Source organism: Pseudomonas sp. MDV22-iso1, assembly GCF_058145095.1.
The window spans coordinates 70,014-94,340 of sequence record NZ_JBYVMF010000020.1 but is presented as its reverse complement, the minus strand read 5'-3'; the positions used below and the strand labels follow the sequence as shown (position 1 = coordinate 94,340).

General features: G+C 58.3%; 22 protein-coding genes and 1 pseudogene. 9 read left to right on the top strand and 14 right to left on the bottom strand.

Annotation, left to right across the window (positions count from 1 at the left end):
• Positions 1-276: 276 nt before the first annotated feature.
• Positions 277-1,911 carry a methyl-accepting chemotaxis protein gene (locus tag AC3ZVB_RS21315; protein WP_490147668.1) on the bottom strand — a complete coding sequence of 545 codons (1,635 nt, stop codon included), beginning with the start codon at positions 1,909-1,911 and terminating at the stop codon, positions 277-279.
• A gap of 289 nt (positions 1,912-2,200) precedes the next feature.
• On the opposite strand from AC3ZVB_RS21315, the gene AC3ZVB_RS21310 reads away from it, so the two are divergent.
• Positions 2,201-3,031 carry an undecaprenyl-diphosphate phosphatase gene (locus tag AC3ZVB_RS21310; protein ID WP_162438182.1) on the top strand — a complete coding sequence of 277 codons (831 nt, stop codon included), beginning with the start codon at positions 2,201-2,203 and terminating at the stop codon, positions 3,029-3,031.
• A complete protein-coding gene (locus AC3ZVB_RS21305; RefSeq protein ID WP_162438183.1) occupies positions 3,028-3,456 on the top strand; it encodes a DUF1294 domain-containing protein in 429 nt (142 codons plus the stop codon). Before AC3ZVB_RS21310 ends, AC3ZVB_RS21305 begins: the two co-directional genes overlap by 4 nt.
• A gap of 15 nt (positions 3,457-3,471) precedes the next feature.
• Here AC3ZVB_RS21305 and AC3ZVB_RS21300 read toward each other — a convergent pair whose 3' ends face one another.
• Positions 3,472-3,831, bottom strand: a complete 360-nt coding sequence (locus AC3ZVB_RS21300) for an MmcQ/YjbR family DNA-binding protein (RefSeq protein WP_162438184.1) — start codon at positions 3,829-3,831, stop codon at positions 3,472-3,474.
• Positions 3,828-4,736: a LysR substrate-binding domain-containing protein gene (locus AC3ZVB_RS21295; protein ID WP_490147667.1), complete on the bottom strand. Its 909-nt coding sequence runs from the start codon at positions 4,734-4,736 to the stop codon at positions 3,828-3,830. Before AC3ZVB_RS21295 ends, AC3ZVB_RS21300 begins: the two co-directional genes overlap by 4 nt.
• 129 nt (positions 4,737-4,865) lie before the next feature.
• Here AC3ZVB_RS21295 and AC3ZVB_RS21290 point away from each other — a divergent pair, with 129 nt between their 5' ends.
• Together AC3ZVB_RS21290 and AC3ZVB_RS21285 are read left to right on the top strand one after the other, a co-directional pair.
• On the top strand, positions 4,866-5,477 hold the full coding sequence (locus AC3ZVB_RS21290; protein ID WP_490147666.1) for an FMN-dependent NADH-azoreductase: 612 nt from the start codon (positions 4,866-4,868) through the stop codon (positions 5,475-5,477).
• Between the two features lie 177 nt (positions 5,478-5,654).
• A complete protein-coding gene (locus tag AC3ZVB_RS21285; protein ID WP_490147665.1) occupies positions 5,655-6,692 on the top strand; it encodes an alpha/beta hydrolase family protein in 1,038 nt (345 codons plus the stop codon).
• A gap of 89 nt (positions 6,693-6,781) precedes the next feature.
• Here AC3ZVB_RS21285 and AC3ZVB_RS21280 read toward each other — a convergent pair whose 3' ends face one another.
• A complete protein-coding gene (locus AC3ZVB_RS21280; RefSeq protein ID WP_490147664.1) occupies positions 6,782-7,969 on the bottom strand; it encodes an MFS transporter in 1,188 nt (395 codons plus the stop codon).
• Between the two features lie 215 nt (positions 7,970-8,184).
• A complete protein-coding gene (locus tag AC3ZVB_RS21275) occupies positions 8,185-9,774 on the bottom strand; it encodes an ABC-F family ATPase (protein ID WP_010460520.1) in 1,590 nt (529 codons plus the stop codon).
• A 410-nt stretch (positions 9,775-10,184) separates the two neighbouring features.
• Between AC3ZVB_RS21275 and lpxO the strand changes: the two genes are divergently transcribed.
• Entirely contained in the window at positions 10,185-11,084 is a 900-nt protein-coding gene (lpxO, locus tag AC3ZVB_RS21270; protein WP_194692158.1) for a lipid A hydroxylase LpxO, read from the top strand.
• A gap of 155 nt (positions 11,085-11,239) precedes the next feature.
• Here the strand turns inward: lpxO and ku are convergent, their stop codons facing one another.
• Positions 11,240-12,112: a non-homologous end joining protein Ku gene (ku, locus tag AC3ZVB_RS21265; RefSeq protein ID WP_162438190.1), complete on the bottom strand. Its 873-nt coding sequence runs from the start codon at positions 12,110-12,112 to the stop codon at positions 11,240-11,242.
• Between the two features lie 205 nt (positions 12,113-12,317).
• On the opposite strand from ku, the gene AC3ZVB_RS21260 reads away from it, so the two are divergent.
• The 3 genes and pseudogenes from AC3ZVB_RS21260 to ilvA all read left to right on the top strand — a co-directional run.
• Positions 12,318-12,671 (top strand): hypothetical protein, encoded by a 354-nt coding sequence (locus AC3ZVB_RS21260; protein ID WP_490147663.1) that lies wholly within the window; start codon positions 12,318-12,320, stop codon positions 12,669-12,671.
• A 51-nt stretch (positions 12,672-12,722) separates the two neighbouring features.
• Positions 12,723-13,874 (top strand): PQQ-dependent sugar dehydrogenase, encoded by a 1,152-nt coding sequence (locus tag AC3ZVB_RS21255; protein ID WP_490147662.1) that lies wholly within the window; start codon positions 12,723-12,725, stop codon positions 13,872-13,874.
• 417 nt (positions 13,875-14,291) lie between these two features.
• Positions 14,292-15,287: pseudogene (gene ilvA, locus AC3ZVB_RS21250) on the top strand (threonine ammonia-lyase, biosynthetic); the annotation flags it as partial.
• A gap of 26 nt (positions 15,288-15,313) precedes the next feature.
• On the opposite strand, the gene eco reads toward ilvA, so the two are convergent.
• Positions 15,314-15,796: a serine protease inhibitor ecotin gene (eco, locus tag AC3ZVB_RS21245; protein WP_490147661.1), complete on the bottom strand. Its 483-nt coding sequence runs from the start codon at positions 15,794-15,796 to the stop codon at positions 15,314-15,316.
• A 304-nt stretch (positions 15,797-16,100) separates the two neighbouring features.
• Here eco and AC3ZVB_RS21240 point away from each other — a divergent pair, with 304 nt between their 5' ends.
• Positions 16,101-16,370 carry a DUF1652 domain-containing protein gene (locus AC3ZVB_RS21240; RefSeq protein ID WP_162438220.1) on the top strand — a complete coding sequence of 90 codons (270 nt, stop codon included), beginning with the start codon at positions 16,101-16,103 and terminating at the stop codon, positions 16,368-16,370.
• Positions 16,371-16,430: 60 nt separating this feature from the next.
• Here the strand turns inward: AC3ZVB_RS21240 and AC3ZVB_RS21235 are convergent, their stop codons facing one another.
• The 7 genes from AC3ZVB_RS21235 to AC3ZVB_RS21205 form a co-directional block, all read right to left on the bottom strand.
• Positions 16,431-16,697 carry a DUF2790 domain-containing protein gene (locus AC3ZVB_RS21235; RefSeq protein ID WP_490147660.1) on the bottom strand — a complete coding sequence of 89 codons (267 nt, stop codon included), beginning with the start codon at positions 16,695-16,697 and terminating at the stop codon, positions 16,431-16,433.
• 309 nt (positions 16,698-17,006) lie between these two features.
• Positions 17,007-17,948, bottom strand: coding sequence for a carbohydrate kinase family protein (locus tag AC3ZVB_RS21230; protein WP_490147681.1), 942 nt, complete (start codon positions 17,946-17,948; stop codon positions 17,007-17,009).
• A gap of 13 nt (positions 17,949-17,961) precedes the next feature.
• Positions 17,962-19,458 (bottom strand): xylulokinase, encoded by a 1,497-nt coding sequence (gene xylB, locus AC3ZVB_RS21225; RefSeq protein WP_490147659.1) that lies wholly within the window; start codon positions 19,456-19,458, stop codon positions 17,962-17,964.
• Positions 19,459-19,625: 167 nt separating this feature from the next.
• Positions 19,626-21,098, bottom strand: coding sequence for a mannitol dehydrogenase family protein (locus AC3ZVB_RS21220; protein WP_490147658.1), 1,473 nt, complete (start codon positions 21,096-21,098; stop codon positions 19,626-19,628).
• A 16-nt stretch (positions 21,099-21,114) separates the two neighbouring features.
• On the bottom strand, positions 21,115-22,218 hold the full coding sequence (locus AC3ZVB_RS21215; protein WP_490147657.1) for an ABC transporter ATP-binding protein: 1,104 nt from the start codon (positions 22,216-22,218) through the stop codon (positions 21,115-21,117).
• Positions 22,219-22,384: 166 nt separating this feature from the next.
• Positions 22,385-23,215 carry a carbohydrate ABC transporter permease gene (locus AC3ZVB_RS21210; protein ID WP_490147656.1) on the bottom strand — a complete coding sequence of 277 codons (831 nt, stop codon included), beginning with the start codon at positions 23,213-23,215 and terminating at the stop codon, positions 22,385-22,387.
• A gap of 8 nt (positions 23,216-23,223) precedes the next feature.
• Positions 23,224-24,123 (bottom strand): carbohydrate ABC transporter permease, encoded by a 900-nt coding sequence (locus tag AC3ZVB_RS21205; RefSeq protein ID WP_490147680.1) that lies wholly within the window; start codon positions 24,121-24,123, stop codon positions 23,224-23,226.
• Between the last annotated feature and the right edge of the window lie 204 nt (positions 24,124-24,327).

Below are 24,327 nucleotides of genomic sequence, written 5' to 3'. Positions count from 1 at the left end.
GCCCTGCACGTAAGTAAATGCTAACTTTCTCGGATGTACTTTGGTCCCCTGCGCCGAAACCTGGCCCCTGTGGCGAGGGGATTTATCCCCGTTCGGCGACGCAGTCGTCGCAGAACCGGTGCACGCGGTATGCCTGATTTATCTAGGTCGCCTGATTTTGGGGTTGCTTCGCAACCCAACGGGGATAAATCCCCTCACCACAGGGGCCGGGTTTTGCCAGCTGCCACAGGAGCCAGGCTCGGCAGCTGGTTAAGGGGGCCGGTTTTGCCCTGAGGCCTACACCCGAAACTGCTTCAACAAGCTGTTCAGTTCGACACTCAACGCCTTCAACCGAACACTCGCCACGCTCGACTGTTCGGCCGCGAGTGCGGTGCTGTGGGACAAGCCGGCCGCCTGGGTCACGTTCTGATTGATGTCTTCCACCACGTGCGCCTGCTGCAAGGTGGCGCTGGCAATTGAGGCATTGAGCCCGTTCAGGTTGCGTAACGCCTGACCAATCGCACTCAGACTGGCTCCAGCAAGACCCGCCTGTTCGATGGTCAGTTGCGAAGCGCGGCTGCTGTCGCCGATCACTTTGACCGCCGCTTCCGAATGATTTTGCAGGCGCTCGATCATCGACTGAATCTCGGCCGTGGATTTTTGCGTGCGCTGAGCCAGCAGCCGCACTTCATCGGCGACCACTGCAAATCCGCGACCTTGCTCGCCCGCTCGCGCTGCCTCAATGGCCGCGTTGAGGGCCAGCAGGTTGGTCTGCTCGGCAATCGACCGGATCACCTCCAGCACCGAACCGATCTGCGTGCTTTCGGCCGCCAGGGTGCGTATCACGTCCACCGCCTGATCGATGGTGTCCGACAGCTTGTCGATCTGCTGCAGGCTGCTATCGATGTTGATCTGGCCTTGCTGCGCCTGGGACTCGGCATCGCGCATTTCGCTCGCGGCGTGTTCGGCGTTTTTGGCCACGTCCTGAACCCCATAGGTCACTTCATTGATGGCGGTGGCCACCAGTTCCATCTGCTGGGATTGCTGTTGGCTGCGCTGTTGCGCCTGGGCGGCGTCGTTCCCCAGTTCACTTGAGGAGTCGCCCAAGGCGCTTGCAGAGACCTGCAACTGGCTGATCACCAGGCGCAGTTTGGCGGTAAACGCGTTGAAATGCCGCGCCAGTTGCGTGACCTCATCCTGGCCATGCGTGTCGAGGCTGCGGGTCAGGTCGCTCTCGCCGCTGGCGATATTGGCCATGGCGTTGACGGTTTCCTGCAACGGTCGAACGATGCTGCGTGCAATCAGCATCACCAGCGCCGCCATGATCAATGCAATCAACACTCCCAACGCCAAGGCCTTCCAGACTTGTACGTAGAACTCGTCCTGCATGTCATCGATATAGATGCCTGAACCGATCACCCAGCCCCAGGGTTCGAACAACTTGACGTAGGAGGTCTTTTCCACTGGCTCGCTGGCACCCGGTTTAGGCCAGCGATAGTTGATGCTGCCGGCGCCCTTGGATTTAGCCACGGCGACCATTTCATTAAACAATGCAAAACCGTCCGGATCGCGGATGGCGGCCAGGTTCTGCCCGTCGAGTTTCGGATTGGCCGGGTGCATGACCATGACCGGGGTCAGGTCGTTGATCCAGAAGTAATCGTTCTGGTCGTAACGCAAACCGCGAACGGCCGTTAGTGCCTGTTTCTGCGCCGCGTCGCGGGTCAGCGTTCCGGCGGTTTCCAGCTCATGGTAATAGCTCAGGATCCCGCTGGCAGTCTGCACCACGTGCTGGGTCTTCTGCGCTTTGGCTTGGTACAGGTCTTCGTGAATCTGCTTGAGCATCAACACGCCTAACGTCATCAACATCATGACGGCCACGATCAGGATCAGCCAAAGACGGCGGCTGATCGACATATTGCGCAAGCTGTTCATAACGCTGTCACTCCGGTTTTGTTCTTGTCATGAAGGATCGCCAGCATCCCGTCACGCTTGATGAGTCTTCTGTAGCGGCTCAAGCCCAATACTCGGCAGCGTAAAAGGGACTTGTCTGATAGGATTTCGGCCCCGCGCGGAAAAACCTGAATCCAGCTTGAATTTTCACGAGATTCTCACGGTTTCGTCTGGAGACTTTTGCGCGGGGTCAACAGCCAGGCTGATTGCAAAAACGTTCTGAAAAAATATTAACGGGGCATGCCCGCGTGCATCGCTTCTTGGGGGATTGATGGATCTTTGGACCGCCTTTCAGGCATTGATACTTGGCGTTGTAGAAGGGCTGACGGAGTTTCTGCCCATTTCCAGTACCGGCCACCAGATTATTGTGGCCGACTTGCTCAACTTCGGTGGTGAGCGGGCCATGGCCTTCAACATCATTATTCAGCTCGGGGCAATCCTGGCGGTGGTGTGGGAGTTTCGCCGCAAGATCCTCGACGTGGTCATCGGGCTGCCGACCCAGCCCAGCGCTCGACGGTTTACCGCCAACCTGTTGATTGCGTTCATGCCGGCGGTGGTATTGGGCGTGATCTTCGCTGACATGATCAAAGAATATCTGTTCAACCCGATCACCGTGGCGACGGCACTGGTTATCGGCGGGGTCATCATGTTGTGGGCCGAGCGCCGCGAGCATGAAGTGCACGCCGAGACGGTCGACGAGATCACCTGGAAAGACGCCCTGAAAGTCGGTTTTGCCCAGTGCCTGGCGATGATTCCGGGTACTTCGCGCTCCGGATCGACCATTATCGGTGGCTTGCTGTTCGGGCTTTCCCGCAAGACTGCGACGGAGTTCTCGTTCTTCCTGGCGATGCCGACCATGGTCGGTGCGGCCGTTTACTCGGGGTACAAATACCGGCACTTGTTCGTGCCTGCGGATTTCCCGGTGTTTGCCGTCGGCTTCGTCACTGCGTTCATCTTCGCGATGATTGCCGTGCGTGGCTTGCTCAAGTTCATCGCCAGCCACAGCTATGCGGTGTTCGCCTGGTATCGCATTGCATTCGGTCTGCTGATCCTCGCCACCTGGCAATTCGGCTGGGTTGACTGGAGCGCAGCCAAGCCATGAATGACAGCAGCGCACGCAACCGCCCGGAAGGTAACTCTGGGGGCAAGATCCAGAACCTGCGGCTGAAATGGCTGGTATTTGCGATCGTGTGCGCGCTGCCGTTGGTGGGCTCGCTGTCGATGTGGTTGCAGGGGATCTCGCTGATTCCCCTGTCGGCCTACGGGATCGTCAGCGTGCTGGCGTTCTTCCTTTATTGGAGCGACAAGCGCAAGGCGCGCACCGCCCGTTGGCGCACGCCCGAGAACGTCCTGCACGCGGTAGAGCTTGCAGGCGGTTGGCCGGGCGCCTTGGTGGCGCAGCAAGTGTTTCGCCACAAAACCCGCAAGATTTCCTACCAGGTCCTGTTCTGGGCCATCGTGTTGCTGCATCAGGTGTTCTGGATTGACCAGTTGTTCCTCGGCGCTCATGTGTTTGCGCTCTTCTAAGCGTAAGCGCGTGCACTAAAGCAGCAGGCCGATCTGGGTGCGTTTGGGCAACTTGCTCACCACCAGTTGGTGGGAACGTTGCAGCAAGCCTTGCAGCTCATCGGCGCCCAGCGGGTAGGGCGTCTCCATGATGATCCATTGGGCCCGCGCCAGATAAGGTGCCGGGTGTATGCCCGGTCGATCGCAGTGGCCCAGAAACAGATCTTTATCGACCTTGAAGGCCAGCGAGTCTCCTCTCAAGCCCTGCAGGGCAAACATCTTGTTTCCCGCAATCGAAAACACCCGCACGCCACCCCATTTGTAGTCCTCCCGCGCACCGGGCAGGGCGAGGCAAAATCGTGCGACATCCTCTTCGCTCATCCGTCGAGCTTTCATATCAGTCGGTCCCCACACGCGTCGAATGATTCGATCAAATGGTCCATCCAGGCGCGAACGGCCGGCATTACACCGCGTCGATGAGGGTAGACCGCCTGTAGCCAGCCGCCGGGCAGCGACCAGCCTGGCAGCAGTCGAACCAGCGAGCCCTCTTCGAGTTCCTGTTCGCAAAACATCATCGGTAGCAGGGTAAAACCCTGGCCCGCGAGGGTGCAGGCCTTGCGCACGATGAAATCGTCGATGCCCAGGCGCGGTTCCAGAGTGAGTTCGTAGCTTTTGCCGTGTTCGTCAAGCAGTCGGATATGCATCATGCGGTCGGCTTCGAGGGCTCCCAGAACTGGTAGGCTTTTCAGATCTTCAGGGTGGTTGATCTCACGTCCCAGCAGGAACTCAGGGCTGGCCACCAGCGCCGTTTGCGCCTGGCGCAGGCGCCGGGTGACCAGCTGCGGGTCTTCATCGCCCAGTTCGCGCACGCGCAAAGCCACGTCAATGCCTTCGGTCACCAGGTCGACGCGGCGGTTCAGCAGCATGACTTCGAGCTGCACCTGGGGAAATCGCTCAAGGAAGCTGCTGATCACCCCGGGCAGGATTTCGTGCGCCAGGCCGACCGGGCACGACACCCGCAGGCGTCCCCGAGGTTCACTGGACATACTGGCCACGGCTTCGTCGGCCATTTCGGCCTCCAGCAACATCGCCTGACAGTGGCGCAGGTAGCGCTCACCCACGGCAGTCAGATTGAGCTGGCGGGTGGTGCGTTGCAGCAATCGCGCGCCCAGGCGTTCTTCCAGCTCGGCTATACGCCGTGACAGCCGCGACTTGGGAATCCCCAGCAAACGTCCCGCAGCGGCGAAGCCACCGGCTTCGACTACTTTGGCAAAATAGTAGAGATCGTTGAGGTCTTGCATGGTGATATCCGATTGTTCTATCAGTGAGACGAATAATCGCATTATCGACGACTACTCGGCTATTGGTTTCATCGGTAGGATTCTCTCCATCAGGTCGCCCTTGGCGATCCTCACCTTGGAGATCTTCTTATGAAACTTTTGCATATCGATTCGAGCATTCTGGGTGACAACTCGGCTTCCCGTCAGTTGAGCAGCGAAGTCGTCAAAGCCTGGCAAGTGGCCGACCCCAGCGCCGTGGTGACCTACCGTGACCTGGCCGCTGATGCCATCAGCCATTTTTCTTCCACCACACTGGTTGCCGCCGGTACGACTGCCGAACTGCGCAACGCCGCACAACAGCACGAAGCTGACCTGAGCGCGCAGACGCTGGCTGAATTCCTCGCCGCCGATGCTGTGGTCGTTGCTGCACCGATGTACAACTTCACGATTCCGACCCAACTGAAGGCCTGGATCGACCGCATCGCTGTTGCCGGTCAGACCTTTCGTTACACCGAAGCCGGTCCTGAAGGTCTTTGTGGCGGCAAGAAACTGGTCATCGTCTCGACATCCGGTGGTTTACACGCCGGTCAAGCGAGCGGTGTCGCTCACGAAGAATACTTGAAGCTGGTGTTCGGCTTCCTCGGCATCACCGATATCGAGTTCGTCCGCGCCGAAGGCCTGGCCTATGGTGACGAAGTGCGCACCAAAGCGATGAACGATGCGCACACGCACATCAGCCAGCAGTTGTTCGCGGCCGCGTAAGGCTTGCGTAAAGACGCCAAAACAGCTTGAGGCAACACCCTGAAAACTCTGTATTCTGGTAGCGCAAGCTCCAGGTACGGAGTTTTTTGTTTCCGGCTATGTCGGGTAATTGTCGGACATGGCCTGGCTTATGCAATCAAGCAGTATCGTCTTTGATCAAGTAACAGGTGGCGTTCCATGGTGCGTCTTTGTGCAGCATTACTGATCTGCCTGCTCAGCAGCCTGAATTCAGTGCACGCCGCGCCTGCGCCTCATCCCCACTGGAGCGTCGGCTTCCACGAGATGAGTTTTCTCGATCCGCTGGACCTGCAACCCATGCGGGCCATTGCGTTCTATCCCTCCAGCGACAAGGAGCACACCAGCAAGCTTGAGGGCTACAGCGTCGAAGCAGGCGAAGATACGCGGGTCGCCATTGGCCGTTTCCCGATGCTGATGCTTTCCCACGGTAATACGGGCACTCCGCTGGCCTTGCATGACCTCATGACTTCATTGGCGCGCAAGGGTTTTGTGGTGGTGGCAGTGATCCATCCCGGTGACAACTCCAAAGATCACAGCCGCCTGGGCACGTTGAGTAACCTTTATGGCCGGCCGATCCAGATATCCGAAGCGATCACCGCAACCCTCGGCGATCCCATGCTGGCGCCGTTCGTCAATGCCGATCAGGTGGGTGTAATTGGCTATTCGGCGGGCGGCGAGACAGCGTTGATCCTCTCCGGTGCAACCCCTGATCTGGATCGCCTGCGCCGTTATTGCCAGGAACGTCCGGACGATCGCGATGCCTGCAACACCAAGGGCGAACTGATTGTTGATCGTGACGATTTGCAACCGGTAGCCGATCCCCGTGTGCATGCCTTGCTGCTGATGGCGCCACTGAGCCTCAAGTTCGGTCGCCATACCCTGGCCGATGTGCACGTGCCTGTGCTGCTTTACAGCGGTGACGGCGACAAACTGGTGGCCTTCGACAAAAATGCCGCAGCGCTGGCGCGCAAACTGCCGATTGCACCGGACTTCAAGTTGCTGGCAGGGGCAGGGCACTTCGTGTTCATGGCGCCCTGCAATGAAGAACAGATCCAGGCCATGCCGGCACTGTGTACCGATGCTGATGGCGTGGATCGTGAGGACATTCACCGCAACATGATTTCCGAGGCGGGGCGGTTCTTCTCCCATGCGCTGGGCAAATCGACCCGTGCCGGTATGCAAACAGCCGATCAATAAGCGACCACGGCCCGCATGACTTTGTACCGAAGAAACTGTAGGTTTTGGGTCAAGCAAATTAATGCGCAGCGTTTCAGTATGAGTGTCAATCAGGCCATCGCGCGGCGTTTCAACAGGAGCGTCAAGCCCAGACCGGTCACCGACAGCAATGCAGCGGTAAAGAAAATCCACGAATAGCCCAGATTCAGCGCTACCGCCCCCATCAGCGGCCCGGCAATCGCCAGTGCCAGATCAAAAAACACCGCATACGCACTCAGCCCCGCACCGCGACTGGTGTTCGGCACCTGCTTGATCGCCTCCACGCCCAGCGCCGGGTACACCAGCGACAGGCCGAACCCGGTCAAACCGGCGCCTAACAGGGCATAACCGGTTGAGGGGGCCAGCCACAGCAGCGTCAGACCCGCCGTTTCGATGCACATGCAGGCAATCGCCGAGGTGAACCCACCAAAACGGTTGATGCTCGAAATAAACAGTATCCGCGCCAGAATGAAACAGACACCAAACACGGTCAGGCAATACGCCGCACCGGCCCAGCCTCGGTTAACGTAATACAGGGCAATAAAGGTCGTCAGCGTGCCGTATCCGATGGACGCCAGGCTCAGGCTCGCACCGTACGGCGCAATTCGCCCGAAGACTGCCCAAAACGGCAGACGCTCGCCACGAATGACGGGCACAGAAGGTTTGTTGCGAATCAGCAACAGTGCGCCCGCGGCCATTAACGACAAGGCGATCCCCAGGCTGGCAAACCCCAGCTCGCTGACCATCACCACGCCCAGCGGTGCGCCAATGGCGATGGCGCCATAGGACGCGATTCCGTTCCAGGAAATCGAACGGGCGGTGTGTTCCGCGCCGACCTGTCCCATGCACCAGCTGATGGTGCCGACGCCGATCAAGCCTTGAGCGATACCCAGCAACAAACGACCGACGATCAGGATCAGAAGGCTCAGGAGCGGCATGCTTTGCAGCAGCGTTGACAGCAGGGTCAGCGCGCCGCTCAACACAATCCCCGACAAGCCGTAGACGATCGCCCGTTTGGTGCCGACGGTGTCCGACATGCGCCCGGCCATGGGCCGGCTGAGGAGGGTGGCGAGGTATTGGCAACCGATGGTCAACCCCGCCACGATGGCGCTGAACCCCAGTTGATCGTGGACATAACCGGGCAACACTGCGATCGGCAGGCCGATGCAGAGGAATGCAATAAAGGTATAGAAAACGATAGAGACGATCTGCAGGGTGATCGCTATGGAGCTTTGTGGTGGCAGTTGCTGCACAGACATGAGGTCTCGTTCGCGGGCGGCGGTGGGAGAACTGCATCATGGCGCGGGCGTATAATAAAAGAAAGCAGGCTAACGAAAATCAAAAGATCACAGCCTTCGGCAGCTCCTACCCTGAGATGCGTACCCTGTAGGAGCTGCCGAAGGCTGCGATCTTTTGATCTTCAGGCAATAAAAAGCCCCGTCACATGGACAGGGCTTTTTAGGCTGGCAGTCGCTTAAAACACAACACCCTGGCTACGCAAGTAGTCGTCATAGGTCCCGCTGAAGTCGATCACGCCGCTTGGGCTCAACTCGATGATGCGGGTGGCCAGGGACGATACGAACTCACGGTCGTGGCTGACGAAGATCAGCGTGCCCGGGTAGTTCTCCAGCGCCAGGTTCAGTGCCTCGATGGATTCCATGTCCAAGTGGTTGGTCGGTTCATCCATGATCAGCACGTTCGGCTTTTGCAGGATCAGCTTGCCGAACAGCATGCGACCTTGTTCACCACCGGAGATCACTTTGACCGACTTGAGGATCTCGTCGTTGGAGAACAGCATGCGACCGAGGGTGCCACGAACGATTTGCTCGCCGCCCTGGGTCCATTGGCCCATCCAGTCGAACAGGTTGCAGTCGTCTTCGAAGTCGTGTGCGTGGTCCTGGGCGTAGTAGCCCAGTTCCGCGGCGTCGGTCCACTTGACGGTGCCGGCATCCGGGGTCAGTTCGTTGACCAGGGTGCGCAGCAGGGTGGTTTTACCGATACCGTTCGGGCCGATGATCGCCACGCGCTCGCCCGCTTCAACCTGGAAGCTGAAATCCTTGAACAGCGGCTTGCCGTCGAAGCCTTTGGCCATGCGCTCGACGATGACCGCCTGACGGTGCAGCTTCTTGGTTTGTTCGAAACGGATGAACGGGCTCACACGGCTCGAAGGCTTGACCTCGGCCAACTGGATCTTGTCGATCGCCTTGGCGCGGGAGGTCGCTTGCTTGGCTTTCGAGGCGTTGGCCGAGAAACGGCTGACGAACGATTGCAGTTCCGAAATCTGTGCTTTCTTCTTGGCGTTGTCCGACAGCAATTGCTCGCGGGACTGAGTCGCCACGGTCATGTACTCGTCGTAGTTGCCCGGGAACAGACGCAGTTCGCCGTAATCCAGGTCAGCCATGTGGGTGCACACGCTGTTCAGGAAGTGACGGTCGTGGGAGATGATGATCATCAGGCTGGAGCGCTGGGTCAGGATGTTTTCCAGCCAGCGGATGGTGTTGATGTCCAGGTGGTTGGTCGGTTCGTCGAGCAACAGCACTTCAGGATCGGAGAACAGTGCCTGAGCCAGCAATACGCGCAGTTTCCAGCCAGGAGACACTTCGCTCATCGGGCCGAAGTGCTGCTCGATGCCGATACCCAGACCCAGCAGCAGTTCACCGGCACGGGATTCGGCGGTGTAGCCGTCCATTTCGGCGAACTCGGTTTCAAGCTCAGCTACGGCCATGCCGTCTTCTTCGGTCATTTCCGGCAGCGAGTAGATGCGGTCGCGCTCGGCCTTCACCTTCCACAGCTCTTCGTGACCCATGATCACGGTGTCGATCACGGTGAATTCTTCGTAGGCGAACTGGTCCTGGCGCAATTTACCCAGACGCACGTTCGGCTCGAGCATGACCTGGCCACCGGATGGCTCGAGATCGCCACCGAGGATTTTCATGAAGGTCGACTTGCCGCAACCGTTGGCGCCGATCAGGCCGTAACGGTTGCCCGCGCCGAATTTGACCGAAACGTTTTCGAATAGCGGCTTGGCGCCGAACTGCATCGTGATGTTAGCTGTAGAGATCAAAGGTTTTTCCTGCGAAGCATTCAGAGTAGCTAGGGTTGCGGCAGTACCGATTCAGTACCCGTTTCCGTTATTCAAACCACGGGACATACATCCCGGTCAGAAGCGGAAGGTCCATCTGGCAATAAGTGGACAGCAGCATATGGAGCGCTTGGCCCGAGTCTAAGTGCGCTGAGGCGGGGTTCATTCCCGTCATCAACCAAGGGGGGCGCGTAATGTTTGGCGGCGATTGTACTGGTCTGGCTCTTTAAACGATAGGGCGTTGAGGCCGCACGGGTATTTTGGCGGTATCAGCGGACATATTTTCACATCTCAATGCTAACAACTGGTTACAAGGCGTGGCTAAAATGCCCTGTCAGCCTATGCCGACAGGTATGGACTACGTTTGTTCACTTCTGGCGTGTGACGATTCCGTGAAACTCATTATTGCTGCCATCTACGTGCTATCGATTGCCTACGTGCATCTGCGCGGGCGGGTGCGCCACAAGTTGGGGCGCCAGCTGAGCGATCATTCAACGTTTCTGGCGCCGGTCAATTGCTTCCTTTACCTGTGTTCGAAAATCCCCAACAAACCTTACCTCAATCCGGCCGATTTCCCTGATCTGAGTCCTTTGCAGGCGCATTGGGAAGAGATTCGCGAAGAAGGGCGCAACCTGATCAAGGCTGGGGAGATCAAGCGCTCCCAACAATACGACGATGTGGGTTTCAACTCATTCTTCAAGACTGGCTGGAAACGCTTCTACCTCAAATGGTATGGCGACAGTCATCCTTCAGCGATGAAACTCTGTCCCCGCACGACCGAACTGGTACAGAGCATCGGTTCGATCAAGGCTGCGATGTTCGCGGAGCTGCCACCGGGCGCGAAACTGGTTCGCCATCGCGATCCCTACGCCGGGTCGTACCGTTATCACCTGGGACTGGAAACACCCAATGATGCGGGTTGCTACATCAATGTCGACGGTCAGAACTACCACTGGCGCGATGGCGAAGCGGTGATGTTTGACGAGACGTTCATTCATTACGCCGAAAACACCACCCAGCAGAACCGCATTATCTTGTTCTGCGATGTCGAGCGGCCAATGAGGTATCGCTGGGCCGCTGCGTTCAATGGCTGGTTCAGCCGTCATGTGATGTCGGCCGCGGGCGCGCCGAATGATGCGGGCGACAAAACGGGCGGGATCAACCGGTTGTTTGCCCGGATCTACAAGATTCGACTTCGAGGCAAGGCGCTGAAGAAGCGCAACCGCAAGCTGTATTACCTGGAGAAGTGGGCGGTACTGGGTGGGTTGTTGGCGGTGTTTGTCTTGATCTGACTGATGTGTTGCAGCCCTTGGCCTCATCGCGAGCAAGCTCGGCTCCCACAGCTGACCGGGTTTTAACAGTAGACACCCGTCACCTGTGGGAGTCGAGCTTGCTCGCGATGGCGTCAGTCACATCACCCACAACCTGATAGAGATGCTTGAATTAATCAGCCACTGGAACGCTTCGTGGCTTTTTTCGCCGTAGCGGTCTTCGCGGCAGGTTTTGATTTCGCCGCAGGCTTGGCCGCCGCTTTCCCACCCAGGCTCCGTTTTAGCAACTCGGTCAAATCGATCACATCCGCTGTCTTGCGCTCTTCCTCGCCCGTCGCCGTTTCCACATCCTCGATCTTGCCTTCATTGGCTTTCTTCTCGACCAACGACATGATCTTGTCCTCGAAGCTGTCGCGATAATCCTCGGGCGACCAGTCACCGCTCATGTCCTGCACCAGGCGCTTGGCCATGTCGAGTTCACCTTTGGCCAGTTTCGGCTCAGTGACTTCGCTGCCCAATTCAAGGGTGTCGAGGCTGCGTACTTCTTCCGGCCAGCGCAACATCACCAACACCATCGCCGATTCAAGCGGCATCAGCGCCGCCAGATGCTGACGGGTGTGCAGGACCACGTGAGCGAGCGCCACTTTGTTGGTTTTGCTGAGGGTCTCGCGCAGCAATGCGTAGACCTTGCCACCGCGTTTATCGGGCGCCAGGTAGTAGGGCGTGTCGATGTTCTGCAGTGGAATCTGGTCGCTGTCGACAAAGGAAAAAATGTCGATGGTCTGCGTGGACAACGGGTGCGCGGACTTGATTTCTTCTTCGCTCAAGACCACATAACGGCCCTTTTCGTATTGCACGCCTTTGACAATGTGCTCCTTGGTCACTTCCTTGCCCGTGACCTTATTAATGCGTTTGTAGCCCACGGGATCCATGCTGCGACTGTCGAGCCAGTCGAAATCCACCCCCTGGGAAGACGTCGCCGAGACCAGCGCTACAGGGATATGCACCAGACCGAAACTGATTGCGCCTTTCCAGATTGCCCGTGCCATGGTCGTCTACTCATGAGTGATGTTCAGGTGACCCGTGACGCTGAGCAAAAGTTTCAGCGCGTTGAAGCCCGGCCGGTGTACGGATCAATCACACCGTCAACTCGTGTTACATGTTCTGAAAGAGGTTTTAGTTAACAAAACAGAACCCCGGGCGTAGCGTGACATCGAAGACCCTATCTACGAACACGTCGAGAGGTTCACCTCAATGAACACGATTGCGTTTGGCGCCACGTTGCTGTTGTTGAGCGGCGTGCTGGGCAATATGGCCCAGGCCGACGTCGCATTGTCCTCGTCACCGCTGCTGTTGGCCCAAAGCCCTACGGGTACGTCCAGCAATCCTTACAACAGCCCGATTCGCCGGGCGAACCCCAATAGCATGCAAGGCACACAGCCTGCCGCACCGGTCATTCGCGGGCCCAACACCGTGCCCGTGCCGCGTACTCCGACACTGGATAACGGTGGTATCGGTAATGGTTATCCGAATAGAACCGTGCCCGGCAGCCCACCCAAATTCATACCCAACCCACCGCATCGGGATGCCGATACCAGCAATCGCTGAACGGCCGGGCTGAGGTATTGCCAGTTTTTTTTACGACATAAGGAATTGTGCATGTTGCGAAAAACCCTCCTGGCGACATTTTGCGCCAGCGCGATACTCACCACCGCATCGCCTGTCATGGCGGCGCCGACCCAGGAACTGAAGAGCGAGCAAGGCACACTCGAAGTCACGACCATCACTCAAGGGCTGGATCATCCCTGGGCACTGGCCTTTCTTCCGGATCGGCAAGGCATGCTGGTGACCGAGCGACCCGGCAACCTGCGGGTCGTCAGCGCCGATGGCAAACTTTCGTCCCCTATTAATGGCGTTCCGAAAGTCTGGGCCAAGGGGCAGGGCGGCTTGCTGGATGTGGTGCTGTCACCTGACTTCAAGCAAGACCGCACGGTCTACCTGTCGTATGCAGAAGGCGGGGGTGAGGGTGACAAGGCCGGGACGGCGGTTGGTCGCGGTCAACTCTCCGAGGACCTGACTACCCTGAAGAACTTCAAAGTGATCTTCCGCCAGGAGCCAAAGCTGTCGGTGGGCAACCACTTTGGTTCGCGACTGGTGTTCGACCGTGACGGTTATTTGTTCATCACCCTGGGTGAGAACAACGACCGGGCAACGGCCCAGGACCTCGATAAACTGCAAGGCAAAGTGGTGCGAATCTACCCGGATGGCAAGGTGCCGGACGACAACCCCTTTGTCGGGCAATCTGGCGTTCGCCCGGAAATCTGGTCCTATGGCCAGCGCAATCCGCAAGGCGCTGCGCTCAATCCCTGGACGGGCGTCCTGTGGGAGAACGAGCATGGGCCACGGGGCGGTGACGAGATCAACATCATCGAGCGCGGCAAGAATTACGGCTGGCCGATGGCAACCCACGGCATCAACTATTCAGGCCAGCCGATTCCGGAATCCAAGGGCAAGGCCACTGAAGGCACCGTGGCGCCGCACCATGTCTGGGAAAAATCCCCGGGTCTCAGCGGTATGGCGTTCTACGACGCCGACCGTTTCAAGGTCTGGCAGCACAACGTGTTTATCGGAGCGCTGGTGACTCAGGAGCTGATCCGGCTGCAATTCGATGGCGACCGGGTCGTTCACGAAGAACGGTTGATGGGGGAGCTTAACAAGCGCATTCGTGATGTGCGGCAGGGGCCCGACGGTTATCTGTACGTACTGACCGATGAAAGCGATGGAGCGCTGTATAAGGTTGGATTGATGTAACCCTGCATAACGAACTTTGTAGCAGCAGGCGTCCGGCTGAGGTGTGGCGAGGGGATTTATCCCCGCTGGGTCGCGCAGCGGCCCCAAAACTATACGACTGCTTCGCAATCGAACGGGGATAAATCCCCTCGCCACAGGCTTCGCTAGCTGCTACTAGGTTTTGCGTTTAACCGAGATTGAATTGGCCATTGACTTGCCATTAGCGGGCAGCTAATTTCCGTACATGACTTTTACCGTATTGCGTTGCCAGCCAAGCATTATTACCGCCATTCCTTATTTGGCGGGCTAGCTCACGACTGCAGCACCCAACCCGCCCTAGAGGCGGGTTTTTACTTTCTGTCTCCTGGGTTTTGAATCAACACGGTCGGTGTAGGAACTGCCGCTCCTACGTCGGCCTGTGTACCACAGGAGATAACAATGAACAGCACTCCCTGCCAGCAAACCCTGCTTGAGCGCTACGTAAAAAAGATCCTCGCCGCGCCCGTCTACGAGCTGGCTGTGCGAACACCCTTGCAAGTTGCCCCGGCTTTATCCGCAGCGCTGGGCAATCAGGTCCTGCTCAAGCGGGAGGACCTGCAACCGACCTTCTCCTTCAAGATTCGCGGTGCCTATAACAAGCTGGTGCAGTTGAGTGATGAGCAAAAGGCTCGGGGAGTGATCACCGCCTCTGCCGGCAATCATGCTCAGGGCGTTGCACTGGCGGCGCTTGAGCTGGGGATCGCCGCAACCATCGTGATGCCCTGCAAGACTCCGGAGTTGAAGGTGCTTGGCGTGCGCAGTCGAGCGGCGGAAGTGGTGTTGCACGGGGAAAGTTTTCCATTTGCCCTGGCCCACGCGTTGCAATTGGCGGAGGAAACCGGGCGCACCTTCGTTTCACCCTTCGACGACCCGGACGTGATTGCCGGGCAGGGCACGGTTGCCATGGAGATCCTTCGCCAGCATCAGGGTCCGCTGGACGCGATATTCGTTCCGGTAGGCGGTGGAGGGTTGATCGCCGGGATCGCGGCGTATGTGAAATACCTGCGACCCGAAGTGCGCATCATCGGCGTCGAATCCGAACATTCTGCGTGTTTGGCCGCGGCATTAAGCGCGGGCACACGTGTGGTGCTACCGAGCGTCGGCACCTTTGCCGATGGTGTGGCCGTGGCGCAGATCGGCGCTTATGGATTCGAGGTTTGCCGGTTTTGTGTCGATGAAGTCATCACCGTCAGCAACGATGAACTCTGCGCCGCGATCAAGAACATCTACGACGATACCCGCTCGATCACCGAACCTTCCGGTGCGCTGGCGGTGGCCGGTATCAAGAAGTACGTGGCGCAGACACGAGCAAAAGGAAAGACGCTGATCGCCATCGACTCCGGCGCCAACATCAATTTTGACAGTTTGCGGCATGTGGCCGAACGCGCCGCGTTGAACGGCGCGCCGGCCTGAGGCGACCTTTACTCTTGAACGGCTTTTTCGACTTTGCTCGATGCAGACCAGACCCGATAGCGGACGTCGACGTCTTCAGGCACGTAGAGCACGATAGGCAGCTTGCTGTTGTACCGCAGGAGGAATCCATCGCCTACGACCGGTACAAAGTCTTGTTTCGACTTGCCATCCGGACAGGCCATCATCGTGCTCATCGGGCCGATGACTTTTTCGAGTCGGTAAAACGGATAACCCCATCCTTCGAGATTCTTCTCCTCAAGAATGCCGCCCAGGCGCTGACGATTGCAGTCCACCGTCAGCGTCTTGCCGGCGAGGATTTCAACCTGGAAGTTCTCTTCCTGAGGGTGGGACGGGAGATGAATGACCTGCCGGGTGAAACCCTGTTCAGGTTTCGGGAACGGCGCGACTTCTTCGAGTTTGGCAGCGTGTACAACGGTGGACAGCCCGGCAATTATTAGCCCGACGGTCGTGTTAAAGGTCACAGAACCCATGATGCCTCCTTGCTTGTGAGTGGGGTGAGCGGATACTGGATGTATTCCCCGCATTCTTGCTTTCGTCGCCGTTTATAGCAAACCTGTTATGAGAGGGTTGCGTTCTGCATGTGCCCAAACTGGGTTTCTTGCAAATTGCATGAGGCTTTTTTCAGTCGGGTTGCTAACGCATTGATTTGCCGATGAGCTGCACGGCGAACTTCAAGGCATGAATTATGCTGTATCTACTCCTAAGCCGACCGTGCAGTTTATTGAGTCGGTGTCGAGTTTGATTGGCTATCTCAAAATTAAGGAGAGGGTCGCCATGTTTTTGTCTGCCTTGGAACTTCGTAACATTATTGAAAGCAGCTTTCTGCCGAGACGCTGCCAATGCACGCTGACACCCGATCTTTCGATGACCATAAAAGTTTATTCCGACGGTGCAACGGATCAGCTCGATCTGTGCAAAACCGGGATAGACGCCAAGCAACTCAATGGGAGCCGGGAGATCAATGACCTGATCGCGGGGTTGCGTTCGGACATTGACCATCGAACGCATCTTCAGACACTCCATCCCGATCGAAAAGCCCTGTAGTTGCTCGCCGTAGAATCCCACACCTCAATGTCTGGCCTGGCAACCAGGCCAGACATTGCTTCAATTCTGATAGCTGCACGCATCGGATAATTTGCGATAGGTGATTTCTGCGGGTTTGCCCGTGTTGTCGATGTATTTCATTTCCGCCGTCACCACTTTGCAGTCCAGTGTCGAAGGTTCGGTCAAGGCGACCACCTTGGACACGTGCAATGGCATTCCATAGTGATAGGGCACGGCTTGCGTCTGCGCGGAGTCGCTGGCGTTTGCGATTCCGGTAAATGCCGTAAAGGCGAGGGAAGAAGCGAGCAGTACAGTGCGCACGTTCATGAACTTTCTCCAATGCAGAAGGCTGTCAACTCGACGAGACGATCGTCGGGCCTGCCGCACTGGGCGTCAGAGAAGTCTGAGGGCGTGCGGTCCAGTAAAGTTTTGGACCGCAGTGTTAAGGGATGGTTAACCTGCTTGAGCGCCGCCTGTCGGCTGGTAGAGAGGGATAGATATTCAACATTGCTACCGCCTGATAATCCGCTATCGCGAGCAGGCTCACTCCTACAAGGGTTTGAGGTTATATCGAGCTTTTGGCCGACACGCAACGAATGTGGGAGCGAGCTTGCTCGCGATGAGGCCATGGCTTCATCAAAGATCCAGTTGATGCCGATACGGCAGATCCGGCCCCGTCTTGCTGCAGGTCAACGCCGCCGCTTGCACTGCAAATTTCAGCATCGCCTCAATCTGCTCACGCGGCAGCCGCTGCACCCCTTCCACCGAATCCATCTGCTGCTCGGTCAGCCACGCAATCAACGCGGCCTGAAAGGTATCGCCTGCGCCCACCGTGTCAGCAATGTCCACCGGGCGCGCCGCCACCGACCATGAACCGTGCTGCCGACTGAACACCGTCGCGCCTTCGCCTCCGCGCGTCAGGAACACCAGCTGGCAGCGATGTTCCAGCCAGCCCTCAATCACCCGTTGTGGTTCTTGTTCGGGGTACAACAGGCTCAGGTCTTCGTCGCTGACCTTGATCAGGTCGGCAAGCTCGACCAACGTCGCGATGCGCGAACGCCACAGCTCAATGTCGGGCTCAGGATTCAGCCGCACGTTCGGGTCCAGGCTGATCAGACGCTTGCCACTTTCACGCTGCACCAGCGCCAGCAGCGTGTCGGCAATCGGCTGCACCACCAGCGAGAACGAGCCAACGTGCAAGCCCTTCACCTCAGATCCCAAGGGCGGCAAATGTTCCAGTTTCAATTGTCGATCCGCACAGCCTTCACCCCGAAAGCTGTAGTGAGGCGAGCCGTTTGCACCCACGGCCACCATCGCCAGGGTGGTCGGTGCGGCGAAATCCACCAAAAATTCCGGGCGCACCCCTTCGTCTCGCAGTACTTGCTGCAGGCGCCTGCCCAGATAGTCGGTGGACAACCCAGCAAACAGCGCGGCTTCCACGCCTAAACGGCGCAAGCCTACTGCCACGTTGAACGGCGAGCCGCCAGCGATGGCCTTGAAATTAACCTTGGAAGCCGGACCGCTGGCATCGTCTTCGCTGAAGAAATCGAACAGCGCTTCACCACACACCAGATACATAATTGTTCGCTCTTTAAAGTGTTGCGACATGCCGTTGATAGCGCTCATAAGCCTGCTCGAACGCTGCCACATTGGCGGCAATCGGCAGGGTTTCGCTGGCCAGGTCGAGCTTTACACAGCGCTCGCACAGATCCGCCAGGCTGTCCTCGTGTCCAGTTGCCCAGGACGTGCACCAAGCCGCCTGAATCGCCGCGCCGAGCGCTGCGGCTTCACTGTGCTCGGTGCAGATCACTGGCGTGTTCATGATATCGGCGACCATCTGCCGCCAAACCGGGCTTTTCGAGCCGCCGCCGATCAGGCAGATGCGCAGGCTTTTTAAGCCATTGTGGCGTAACAGGTCCAGCCCGTAACGCAAACCAAAGGTGGTGCCTTCGACAACGGCGCGACACAGATTGGCCTGGGTCAGGTTGGTCATGGTCAGCCCCAGCAGGCTACCGGTGGCATGGGGCAGGGCGGGCACCCGTTCGCCGTTGAGAAACGGCAGCATGCAAATGCCATCGGCGCCGATCGGAGCTTGTGCAATTTTTTCGTTGAACTGCTCGATAGTCAGGTCGAACAGCTCACGAATCACCCCAGTGGCGTTGGTCAGGTTCATGGTGCAAATCAGTGGCAACCACCCACCGGTCGAGGAGCAGAACGTCGCCACCGACGCATCCTTGCTGACTTTCGGCTGATCGGCGTAAGCGTAAACCGTCCCCGAAGACCCCAGGCTCATGGTGATGGTGCCGGGCTTGATGTTGCCGGTGCCAATGGCGCCCATCATGTTGTCACCGCCACCACTGGAAACTGTTGCGTTCGGATTGATGCCCAAGCGCTCTGCGATGCTCCCAAGGACGGTACCGACCGCTTCATGAGCGTCTATCAACTCCGGAAGTGCGGCTTGCAAACGTCCGGTGGGATCAATGTCGCGCAGCAGCTGCAAATCCCACTGACGGGTGCGCACGTTAAAATAGCCGGTGCCGGATGCGTCGCCGTATTCGCTGCAACTGCGGCCAGTGAGCCAGTAATTAAGGTAGTCATGGGGCAACAGGATGCGTGCGATTCGGGCGAATATCTGTGGGTGCTGTTCCTTGGTCCAGAGCAGTTTGGAAACGGTGTAGCCGGGTGCGATGACGATGCCGAGACGTTCCAGGGAGCCTTCTTCACCGCCCAGATGAGCCAGCAGGCGTTCATTCTGCGGGGTGGATTCGGTGTCACACCACAACTTGGCCGGACGCAGTACCTGACCTTGATCGTCGAGCAGGACCAGGCCGTGTTGCTGCCCGGAAACACCGATGCCGAGGATGTCCTGACCGTCGACATTGGCCGCGAGCAGCGCACGGCGAGTCGCCAGGCAAAAGGCCTCGGTCCATTCATTTGTGTCTTGTTCACGCCGGCCATTGGCGCCGCTGATCAGCGTGTGCGGAGCGGCTCCCTGGCCTATGACCTGACCACTGACAGCGTCGAGGATGATGGCTTTGGTGCCTTGGGTGCCGCAGTCGATGCCCAGGAACAGGTGTTGGTTTGCCATGGGAGATCCTTGGGTCTTCGAGTCGATAGGAATACACATTCGATGTCAGTGGTGCCTGTCAGAAAGCTATCGCCAGCAGGCTAGCTCCCACACTGGGTTGTGGCGTTCGCAATGCCCCTGTGGGAGCTAGCTTGCTAGCGATGGCGGCAGCCGGTTCACCGCCGCACTCAATCCAAAATCCGCTCCAACGTCCGCGACACCCCCACCTCGCGCAAACTGTTGCAGCACCATTCAAACGCCGCCACAAATTCGGGAGAGTTCGGAATCGCCGTGCCAAAAATCTCCTCGACCGCCAACAACCGCTGCGTGATCAGCGCATCCTCCGCCACCAGCGCCTGGCAATACACCGCCCGCGGATCGGGGATTGAAAACGTCTCCCCATGCTCATCGACACCCTTCAGATACAACGCCCAGGCCGCCACCACCAACGCTGCACGCCGTGTGTCCCGACCATCGGCAATCAACCGATTGATGGTCGGCACGGTGAACTTGGGAAACTTCGACGAGCCATCCGAACAGACCCGCTCCAGTTGGTCGGCAATCGCCTGATTGGAGAACCGCTTAACCAGCGTGTTCTTGTAATCGGTCAAGTCAATTCCCGGCACGGGTGAGAGTTGCGGCGTCACGTCCAGGTCCATGTAGGCACGCATGTAACGCACAAACAGCGGATCGTTCATGGTTTCGTGAACGAAGCGGTAGCCCTTCAGAAACCCGAGATACGTCAGCGCCAGGTGGCTGCCGTTGAGCAGTTTGATTTTCATCTCTTCATAAGGCGTCACGTCGTCAGTGAACTGCACGCCGACCTTCTCCCAGGCCGGGCGTCCGTTGACGAACCGGTCTTCCAGTACCCACTGCACAAAGGGTTCACAGACCACCGGCCAGGCGTCGTCCACCGCGTGTTTGTCAGCCAGTTGCAGGCGATGTTCGGTGCTGGTCATCGGCGTGATGCGGTCGACCATGGCATTGGGGAAGCTCACGTTGTCAGCGATCCAGTCGCGCAGATCAGCATCACGCAATTCGGCGAACGCCAGCAGGGCTTTACGGGTGACGGCGCCGTTGTGCGGCAGGTTATCGCAGGACATCAAGGTGAACGCCGGGATGCCGGCGGCCCGCCGTCGGGCCAGCGCGGCGCAGAGGAAGCCGAACACGGTTTTCGGATTGTCCGGGTTCGCCAGATCATGCTGGATCTGCGGCAGATGGGCCATGAACTCGCCGTTACTGTCATCGATGCAGTAACCGCCTTCGGTGATGGTCAGCGAGACAATACGAATCTGCGGGTTCGCGAGTTTGGCGATCAGTGCCTCGGCGCCATCTTCAGCCAACAACATGTCGCGTATCGCGCCGATGACCCGGACTTCAGTGTCGTCGGTGTCGCCCAGTTCAAACAGTGTGAACAGGCAATCCTGCTCCTTGAGGTCATCCCGGGCGCGACGGTCTTCGGCACGCAGGCCTATCCCGCAAATCGCCCAGTCCAGACCTTCGCCGGTGTTCATCAGCGCGTCGGTGTAATACGCCTGGTGCGCACGGTGAAAACCACCGACGCCGATATGCGCGATACCCTGGCGAGTGTCGCTGAGCGTGTAGGAAGGCAAGACCACCTCAGGAGCGAGGCGATGCATATTCTGTTTATTGAGTTTCATCACAGGCTCTCTAAGATCAGGCCGCTGCACGCAACGGGCGCGTCAACGCCACGCCGTTGGCATCGAACAAATGGCAGTGTTGAGCATCCAGGTGCAGGCTCAGGGCCTCGCCATAACGGCTGGCCAGGTCGCCGCGAACGCGCATCGTCAGTGCTTCACCCGAGGAGGTGACGACGTGGCAGAAGGTGTCGCTGCCCAGGCGTTCGCTGACGTCGGCGGTGACGTTGAGTGTGCAATCACCGGTTTGCGCCAGTTCCAGATGTTCTGGGCGAATGCCCAGGGTCACGGCGCCACCGACGCTCAGGTTCGCGCCGGACAGTGGCAAGGTAATACGCGTGCCCGCGTCCAGCAGCACTTCGCAGCCCTGGCCGTCGGTGCGGGTGATCTTGCCTTTCAGGAAGCCCATTTTCGGCGTGCCGAGAAAGCCTGCGACAAACAGGTTGGCGGGCTGGTGATAGAGGTCCAGTGGCGAGCCCACTTGCTCGATCTTGCCGCCATTGAGCACAACGACTTTGTCAGCCATGGTCATGGCTTCGACCTGGTCGTGGGTGACGTAGATCATCGTCGCTTGCAGGTCTTTATGCAGTCGCAACAACTCCAGACGCATCTGCACCCGCAGTGCGGCGTCGAGGTTGGACAGCGGTTCGTCGAACAGAAAAATCTTCGGGTTGCGCACGATGGCCCGGCCGATGGCCACGCGTTGACGCTGCCCGCCAGACAATTGTTTAGGCTTGCGTTCCAGCATCGGCCCGAGTTCGAGGATGCGGGCGGCTTCACCGACTTTCTTCTCTACCTCGGCTTTAGATACACCGGCCAGGTCCAGGGCAAACGACATGTTTTTGCGCACGCTCATGTGCGGGTACAGGGCGTAAGTCTGGAACACCATCGCGAGGTCGCGCTTGGCAGGGCTGACTTCGGTGATGTCACGGCCATCCAGTTCGATGGTGCCGCCGCTGACTTCTTCCAGACCCGCAATCAGGCGCAACAGGGTGGATTTGCCGCAACCCGACGGGCCGACGAACACCACGAATTCCTTGTCGTTCACTTCCAGGTCGATGCCCTTGATGATGGAAAAGCCTTCGAAGCCTTTTTGCAGATTCTTGATTTTCAGGTTGGCCATGATGATGGGCCTCCGCAGTATTGTTATTCGTTTGAGCCGGGCGAGCTTTTTTGTAGGAGTGAGCCTGCTCGCGATAGCGGAGTGTCATTCAACAATGATGTCGACTGACACGGCCTCATCGCGAGCAGGCTCGCTCCTACAGGGAATGGCATTGGGTTCGGGATGTTCATTTCACAGCGCCAAACGACAGGCCGCGCACCAGTTGTTTCTGGCTGATCCAGCCAAAAATCAGGATCGGCGCGCAGGCCAGCGTCGAGACTGCCGACAACTTGGCCCAAAACAGACCTTCGGGGCTCGAGTACGAGGCAATCAGCGCGGTCAGTGGCGCGGCTTTCGACGAGGTCAGGTTCAACGACCAGAACGCCTCGTTCCAGCACAGGATCAGCGACAGCAGTACCGTGGACGCCAGGCCGCCCTTGGCGATCGGCAGCAGCACGCGGACCATTTCCTGCCACAGCGTGGCCCCGTCCAGACGCGCGGCTTCGAGGATGTCTTTGGGGATGTCTTTGAAGTAGGTGTAAATCATCCAGACCACGATCGGCAGATTGATCAGCGTGTAAATGATGATCAACGCGATGCGCGTATCCAGTAGCCCGAGGCTCTTGGCCAGCAGGTAGATCGGCATCAGCACGCCCACCGGTGGCAGCATTTTGGTGGAGAGCATCCACAGCAACGTGCCTTTGGTGCGTTGGGTTTCGTAGAACGCCATGGAATAGGCCGCAGGCACCGCGATCAACAGGCACAGGGCGGTGGCGCTGAAAGAAATCACCACCGAGTTCCAGGCAAAGCTGAAGTAATCGCTGCGCTCATTGATGTGCAGGTAGTTCTCCAGCGTCGGCGTGAAAATGAACTGCGGAGGCGTGGCGAAGGCGTCGATTTCGGTTTTGAAACTGGTCAGCACCACCCAGAAGATCGGGAAGAAAATCAGGATCGCGATGGCCCAGGCCAGGGTGCCGAGCAGCAGGCTTTGCAGGCGACGGGATTGTTGAAGAGTCATGGCAGGCCTCAGGCTTTGTCTGTCAGGTTTTTGCCGATCATGCGCACCAGGATGATCGCCGCGATGTTGGCAATCACCACCGCGATCAATCCGCCCGCCGATGCCATGCCGACGTCGAACTGCACCAGCGCCTGGTTGTAGATCAGGTACGCGAGGTTGGTCGAGGCATAGCCGGGTCCACCGTTGGTGGTGGTGAAGATTTCGGCGAACACCGAGAGCAGGAAGATGGTTTCGATCATCACCACCACCGCAATCGGCCGAGCGAGGTGCGGCAGCGTCAGGTGCCAGAAAATCGCGATCGGCCCGGCACCGTCCAGGCGTGCGGCTTCTTTCTGTTCCTGGTCGAGGGACTGCATGGCGGTCATCAGGATCAGGATCGCAAAGGGCAGCCATTGCCAGGACACGATGATGATGATCGACAGCAGCGGGTAGTGCGCCAGCCAGTCCACCGGTTGCGCGCCGAACAGTTTCCAGACGTAGGCAAGAATCCCCGAGACCGGATGGAAAATCAGGTTCTTCCAGATCAGGGCGCCAACGGTGGGCATGATGAAGAACGGCGAGATCAGCATGACCCGAACGATGCCGCGACCGAGAAACTCACTGGCCTCCAGCAACGCACTGATCAGTACGCCGAGTACGACGCTGATCAGCAGCACACTGCCCACCAGCAGCAAAGTATTGGTGGCCCCGGGCATGAACCCCGAGTCGGTCAGGAAATAGGTGAAGTTCTCCAGCCCCACGAACTCGTTTTCGCCCGGATTGAGCAGGTTGTAGCGAATCACCGAGAAATAGACGGTCATGCCCAGCGGCACGATCATCCAGAGCAGCAACAAGGCTACGGAAGGGCTGACCAGTAACCAGCCGGGATTGGCCAGCCGGCTTTTACGCACCGGCTGGGGAATGTCCATGTGAGCTTTGGCAGTTGAAATATTCATGGCATTAGAACCAGTTAAGAACAGGTGCATGACGATCAAATGTCGGAGCAGGCTTTTGTGGCGAGGGAGCTTGCTCCCGCTGGGTTGCGAAGCGACCCCATAACTTTTGCGACTGCTTCGCAGCCGAGCGGGAGCAAGCTCCCTCGCCACAATCACCATCCCAAGGGGAGTGTGCGG